The sequence below is a fragment of the Bradyrhizobium sp. genome (assembly GCF_019244115.1).
GTDB lineage: Bacteria > Pseudomonadota > Alphaproteobacteria > Rhizobiales > Xanthobacteraceae > Bradyrhizobium.
In genome coordinates, this window is the sequence record NZ_JAFATE010000317.1 from 1 (window position 1) to 5,902 (window position 5,902).

Annotated in this window: 7 protein-coding genes; 1 reads left to right on the forward strand and 6 read right to left on the reverse strand. The window is 64.7% G+C overall.

What is annotated here, in order from left to right; all coding sequences use genetic code 11:
- The 6 genes from JOZ76_RS14185 to JOZ76_RS14210 form a co-directional block, all read right to left on the reverse strand.
- On the reverse strand, nt 1–373 hold a 373-nt coding region (locus JOZ76_RS14185; protein ID WP_291699254.1), incomplete at its 3' end, for an Hsp20 family protein.
- 184 nt (nt 374–557) lie between these two features.
- Entirely contained in the window at nt 558–794 is a 237-nt protein-coding gene (locus JOZ76_RS14190; protein ID WP_291699255.1) for a hypothetical protein, read from the reverse strand.
- A 118-nt stretch (nt 795–912) separates the two neighbouring features.
- Nucleotides 913–1,251 carry a hypothetical protein gene (locus tag JOZ76_RS14195; protein ID WP_291699256.1) on the reverse strand — a complete coding sequence of 113 codons (339 nt, stop codon included), beginning with the start codon at nt 1,249–1,251 and terminating at the stop codon, nt 913–915.
- A 159-nt stretch (nt 1,252–1,410) separates the two neighbouring features.
- Nucleotides 1,411–1,533: a hypothetical protein gene (locus tag JOZ76_RS14200; RefSeq protein WP_291699257.1), complete on the reverse strand. Its 123-nt coding sequence runs from the start codon at nt 1,531–1,533 to the stop codon at nt 1,411–1,413.
- A 232-nt stretch (nt 1,534–1,765) separates the two neighbouring features.
- On the reverse strand, nt 1,766–3,850 hold the full coding sequence (locus JOZ76_RS14205; protein WP_291699258.1) for an APC family permease: 2,085 nt from the start codon (nt 3,848–3,850) through the stop codon (nt 1,766–1,768).
- Between the two features lie 117 nt (nt 3,851–3,967).
- Entirely contained in the window at nt 3,968–4,906 is a 939-nt protein-coding gene (locus tag JOZ76_RS14210; RefSeq protein ID WP_291699259.1) for a GlxA family transcriptional regulator, read from the reverse strand.
- 127 nt (nt 4,907–5,033) lie between these two features.
- On the opposite strand from JOZ76_RS14210, the gene JOZ76_RS14215 reads away from it, so the two are divergent.
- Nucleotides 5,034–5,741 carry a DJ-1/PfpI family protein gene (locus JOZ76_RS14215; RefSeq protein ID WP_291699260.1) on the forward strand — a complete coding sequence of 236 codons (708 nt, stop codon included), beginning with the start codon at nt 5,034–5,036 and terminating at the stop codon, nt 5,739–5,741.
- The last annotated feature ends 161 nt before the right edge of the window (nt 5,742–5,902 follow it).

The following is a 5,902-nucleotide window of genomic DNA, read 5'->3' on the forward strand; positions in this document are numbered from 1 at the left end:
GCACTTCGCGCACCAGCTCGATGTGGAGCAGCCCGTTGTCGAACGAAGCCGTCTTCACCTGCACATAGTCGGCGAGGTTGAACTGTCGCTTGAACGGCCGTGCCGAAATCCCCTGATACAGATATTCGTGCTGGTCCTTGTCGGCCTTGCGGCCCTCGACCGTCAGCACGTTCTGTTCGGCCGTGATCGCAATCTCCTCGGGCGAGAAACCGGCGAGCGCCAGCGAGATCTGGTAATGATCTTCGGCAATCCGTGCGATGTTATAGGGGGGATAGTTGTCTTCGCTGACGCGCTGTGTTTCGTCGAGCATGTCGAACAGGCGGTCGAAGCCGATGGTCGAGCGCCACAGGGGAGCAAAATCGTAAGTCCTCATAGCCAAGTCCTCCAAAGAGCAAGTTGGGTACGAAGGGGCGCAGGATACCGTTTGGCCCGGTCAGTCCCGGCGCCCACAAGCTTGATACCGCCGGACCCGATCTGGCGCCCGGCACCGCCCTCAAGCGGCAAAAAACGACTTAGAAAAAGCGAGATCGGTTTCAAGGGGCACGCCAAAAAAATTTTCAGCCGCGCAAGTCGACCAGGTCGACGGCCTTTGACGCCGCGTCGACCCTGAGGCGCGGGTCCAGCCGCTGCAACTCGTCCTCGGCCCCGCCAAGCACGCGGCTCAGCCGGCGCCGCTCCGTGAAGGAAAGGCCCTCCTGCTCGAGCAGCTTTCGGCAATGCGCAACGACCCGGCGCTCGCTCTCGATGAGGAAGCGGCGCACCTCGTCGGGATTGGGATCGAGATGTCTCAGCATGGCGAAACGAACGGCGGCCCCGTTTCTCTTCGCCCTTACGTGAGTCGCGCCGGGCCGGGAAGACCGGTCTCAGCCGGATGGACGGATTGGCCCGGGCGGCCTGCGGCGCCCGCCGCCGTCAAGTCATGACACGGATCAGGAGGGCCACGAACAGAACCAGCACCGCGATCAGGGCGCCTTGCATCATGATCAGCGGCAGCGAGAATTTGATCGGCGCCACGGCCCGCCTGTCGCCCCGAGACGTCCTGCGTTCTCCGACCGCCTGTTCATAGAGCGTAACATGCTCGGACCGTCGACACAGATGCCGGTGACGGCGGATGTCCCTGATCGCCTGCCGGCGCCGCGCTTCATAGAGCGCGCCCAGGAGCGCACCGATCCAGCTCGTGCGATGTCTTTTTCGCTTGAGCGCCGCAATCTCGGAGCTGCGGTAGATGATTGAATAGGAAGGGTACTTCATCTCTGAACTCCGCGTCCATCAGATGAAATTGGACGCTGCCATAGCGAATGCTGGGCAGCTGTGATCCAGTTCACATCGATGGCCGCTGACAATGTCTGTGCAGACGGAATTCACGCTGCGTTCACGATCACGCTCTGGAGGATGAACCCTGCGCGTCGGTCAAACGCGCCAGCGATAATCCGGCGACTGCAATCGATCGATAATGCCCTTGCCGACCGTCAATGTCGCAAGCCCCGGGATTGCGCTTGCCCTGATCACCTGGTTGCGCAGGAACAGACCCATCGCGTTCGCGGGGCAAAGGCTGCGGAGAGCGCCTTGCGCCTTCCTGCTTCGCGGCAAAGTGATTGCGCAACACGGCTTCGTATTCCGAGAAGGCTTGCTGGTGGCAGCCCTCGGCGCTCGCCCTTTTCGAACCGCTGTTGCGGTCCGAATTCCAACCAGCGCGGGCGGCGATTCCAACGCGGAGATGAGAATGGTCCTGACCGTCAGGTCTCCTGAGCAAGTGCTCGACCGTTTAAGACACCGTGTGGCCGATGCTCGCCGGATCGCCTCCGGCGAGACGATCGGTTTTGCGACGTGCAGCGGGCCGATCCGGCTCAACCTCGTCATCGCGCGGTTGCGAGGGCGCAGTCGGCTCCTCGGCGCGAATGACATCCGTGGCCTCCTCGTCGGCCAGTTGCCAGGGAATGGAAGTGACCGCGATGTTCCGTCCGCCATAACGGAGCAGCCGCGCCCGCAGCCTTCGTTCGCGGTGGGTGTGCATGAGGTAGCCCCACCAGCGGCCCTCGACGAGTTCCGGCACGATCACGGCGATTGGGCGGTGCGGAGATTGATCACGCGCCCTCGCAAGGACGCGCAACAGGGGCGCGCTCAGCGTGCGGAATTCCGCGGGTACGCAATGCAGTCGCGGCGGAGCAAAACCGCTCCGCACGGCGGGCAATTCGACCAGCCGATGCCAGTTCTTCTGCAGGGCAAGCTCGGGATCGTCGGCCTCCGGACCTTCCAGCGCGGTGAAATGCAAGGCGGTGACGTCGGGCGAAATCCGCATCGCATATTCGACCGCCTTGCGGGCGAGCCGGTCCCATCTCTTGAGCGGCACGAATACGATCGGCGCCTCGCGCTGCCGGAGATCGAGCGGCCGATCGCTGCCGTGCAGGATCTGGCGATCGAGATCCTCGTAGTAGCGGTGAACGCTCTTGAGCAGCAGGATGGCGAGCGGAATGATGAGAACGGTGATCCAGGCGCCCTCGATGAACTTGGCCAGCAGGATGATGACCAGTGCAGTCCCCGTTGCGACGGCGCCGATGCCGTTGATCGCGAGCTTGGCGCGCAGCACGGGCATCCGCGTCGCGGCAGAGCTCTGCGGCGCCCTCTCCCTCCTCGCGCGCCACCAATGCATGGCCATGCCGGCCTGTGAGAGCGTGAACGCCAAAAAGGCTCCGACGGCAAACAGCGGAATGAGCCTGTCCGTGATGCCGTCGAAGGCGATCAGCAATCCGGCGGCGCCTGCAGCCAAAAACAGAACTCCGACGGAGTAGACAAGGCGGCGGCCCGGCACGGCGAACGGACGCGGCAGATAACCATCCTCCGCGACCAAATGGCATAGCCGCGGAAAGCCAACGAAGCTCGTATTGGCGGAAAGACACAGCACGGCAAGGACCGATCCGATGGCGACATCATAGAGCCAGCCGCGCCCCCAGACGGCATCGACGATTTGCGAAAGAACGCTTTGATAGCCGTCCTTCGTCTGATCCATTGCCATGATGCCATAGGCTTTCGCCACATAAGCGATGCCGAATAACAGCGCTCCGAGAATCAGAACGATGGCAGCCAGCGTGCCATGCGCATGCCGAACCCGCGGTTCGCGAAAGGCACCGACACCGTTGCTGACCGCTTCGACGCCGGTCATGGCCGTGCAGCCGCTGGAAAAGGCGCGCAGGACGAGCCAGATCGAGACTGCTTCGGCAGGCGGCGCCAGATGCGGAGGGGCGATCACGGGCTGCGGATGCCCGCCCGAGGCCAGCGACTTGCAAACGCCGACGACGAGGATCGCTGCGAAGCCCAGAACAAAACCGTAGGTGGGCAGCGCCCATGCCAGTCCGGCCTCGCGGGTTCCGCGCAGGTTCAGCAATGTGATGACGGCGAGAATGACGAGACAGAGCCACAACGTGTAGGGATGCAGAACAGGAATGGCCGACGTGAGCGCGCCGACGCCCGCGGAAATTCCTACCGCGACGTTCAGCAGGTAATCGACCATCAGCGCGGAGGCAGCGAGCAGGCCAACATTTGCGCCCAGATTGGTCTTGGCAACGATGTAGGACCCGCCATTGTTCGGATAGGCTTCGATCGTCTGCCAATAGGAAAGGAACAGGATCGCCAGCAGGGCGATGATGACCCACGTGATCGGGCCCATCGCTCCGAGCCCTGCCGCTCCCGATGCGGCCAAAATGGTGAGGGCGGCCTCGGGGCCGTAGGACGCCGAGCCGATGGCGTCCAGGCCCATCGCCGGCACCCCGGCAGCAACTCCGAGCCGCCGCCCGCCAGCTTCCCGATTGCCGAGAGGTCGTCCCAGAAAGAACTCGATCGGAGAATTGGCCATGCTTTCGGCGTTGCTTGCGCGCTTGCTCGCAGGACAACGCGCGACTGGCGCAGTGTTCCTAAGCAAGGCGCGCATTCGAGCCATCGCTCTTGCGCATCTGCGGCCTGCCGCCGCGCCCTACCCGGCGCGCGCCGACCGGCGCAGCGACTGCGGCGGCTGGCCGAAAGCGCGGATGAAGGCGCGTCGCATCCGCTCGGGATCGCGAAAGCCCGTGGCCTCCGCCACGCGCTCGATCGCCTCTGACGAGGATTGCACGCGCGACCGCGCGACCTCGATCCGAAGCCGCTCGATCGCCTTCGACGGCGTCGTTCCCGTTTCGGCGACGAAAGCGCGGGTGAAATGCCGCGCGCTCATGCCGGCGCGGTCGGCGAGATCCGCGACCGTGAGGCGCGTGCCAAGGTGCTCGCGCGCCCAGGTCAGCAGCGGTCCGAAGCGCCCGGTCGGCGCCTTCAGTTCGAGCAGCGAGGAGAACTGCGACTGTCCGCCGCTGCGACGGTGATAGAGCACGAGCTGACGCGCGGTCTTCTGCACGATCTCCTCGCCATGATCCTCCGCGACCATGGCGAGCGCCAGGTCGATGCCCGCGGTGATCCCGGCGGAGCTCCAGATGCTTCCGTCACGCACAAAGATCTGGTCGGGCTCGAGCTTCACGGCCGGATAGGTCGCGAGGAATTGCCGCGTGCGCACCCAGTGCGTGGTGGCACGGCGGCCGTCGAGCAGGCCCGCTTCCGCCAGGATGAAAGTGCCGGAGCAGACGCTGGCGACGCGGGTGCCGCGCTTGGCAACGGCGCGCACGAAAGACAGCGTGCATGGGTTGCGGGCGGCGGCCTCGACGCCGTCGCCGCCGGCGATGACCAGCGTGGTGATCGCGCTTGGGGAGCCGAATTTGCGCGCCAGCATTTCGACGCCGGAGGACGAGCGCACCGGACCGGGCTCGGCGGCAATGAGCCTGATCGGCGCCGGGCTTTTGGCGTAGCGGCCGGCGATCTCGAACACCGAGATCGGCCCGGATGCGTCGAGGATCTGAAAATCGGGAAAGATGAGGACGCCGATCATGATCGCTGGCGAGGCCTTTCGATCGGGCGCCCTGGCACCCGTCCTGAAACGAGGGAATTATGCCATTTCGGACGGAAGCCGATCATGCCAGGATGACCGCGTCAAGACGCATTTTCCGGAGCTTGCCATGGCTGAGCCGCTTCAAATCGGACTGCTGATCTTCCCGAAGGTGACGCAGCTCGATTTCACCGGGCCGCTGCAGGTGTTTTCGAGCCTGCCGGCTCACCTTGCGAAGGTTCACCTCGTCTGGAAAAGCATCGAGCCGGTCGCAAGCGACGGCCCCTTGGTGCTGACGCCGACAGCGACCTTCGCCGATTGTCCGCAACTCGACGTGATCTGCGTGCCCGGCGGCATTGGGACTGACGATCTCGTCAATGACGAAGAGGTGCTCGATTTTATTCGCGCCCAGGCGGAGCGCGCGCAATACGTCACCTCGGTCTGCACCGGCTCGCTGGTGCTCGGCGCAGCCGGCCTGCTGAAAGGTTATCGCGCGGCGACGCACTGGTCGGCGATGGATCATCTGGTCCCGTTCGGCGCCATTCCGACCAAGACGCGGGTCTGCGTCGACCGCAACCGCATCACCGGAGGCGGTGTCACCGCCGGAATCGACTTTGCGCTGACGCTGGTCTCGATGCTGGTGGATCGCACGATCGCCGAGGCGATCCAGCTTCGGCTCGAATACAATCCCGCGCCGCCGTTCCAGTCCGGCTCGCCCGACAGCGCGCCGCCGGAGGTGCTGGCCCTGATCGAGAGCCGTATGGCACCATTCCGGCAGCGCCGCGCCGAGGCTGTCGTCCGCGCCGCCGCGCGGCTGAACGAACCGGCCAGCGGCTAACCGGCCCTCGGCACAGAAAAAGGCCGCCTGGCGTCCCAAGCGACCTTTCCTGTCTCACGGCAGCTGCACATTCGACGGGCGATTTCAGGACATCTGCACCGGGGGCCTATCTCCCGGCCGTATCCCACTCGGCAGCCGCTGCACATCGGGACAGTCGCGAT

Coding starts and splice junctions, on each gene's coding strand:
- JOZ76_RS14190 (WP_291699255.1), bottom strand. CDS start 794: ATGCTGAGACATCTCGATCCCAATCCCGACGAGGTGCGCCGCTTCCTC.
- JOZ76_RS14195 (WP_291699256.1), bottom strand. CDS start 1,251: ATGAAGTACCCTTCCTATTCAATCATCTACCGCAGCTCCGAGATTGCG.
- JOZ76_RS14200 (WP_291699257.1), bottom strand. CDS start 1,533: ATGGGTCTGTTCCTGCGCAACCAGGTGATCAGGGCAAGCGCAATCCCG.
- JOZ76_RS14205 (WP_291699258.1), bottom strand. CDS start 3,850: ATGGCCAATTCTCCGATCGAGTTCTTTCTGGGACGACCTCTCGGCAAT.
- JOZ76_RS14210 (WP_291699259.1), bottom strand. CDS start 4,906: ATGATCGGCGTCCTCATCTTTCCCGATTTTCAGATCCTCGACGCATCC.
- JOZ76_RS14215 (WP_291699260.1), top strand. CDS start 5,034: ATGGCTGAGCCGCTTCAAATCGGACTGCTGATCTTCCCGAAGGTGACG.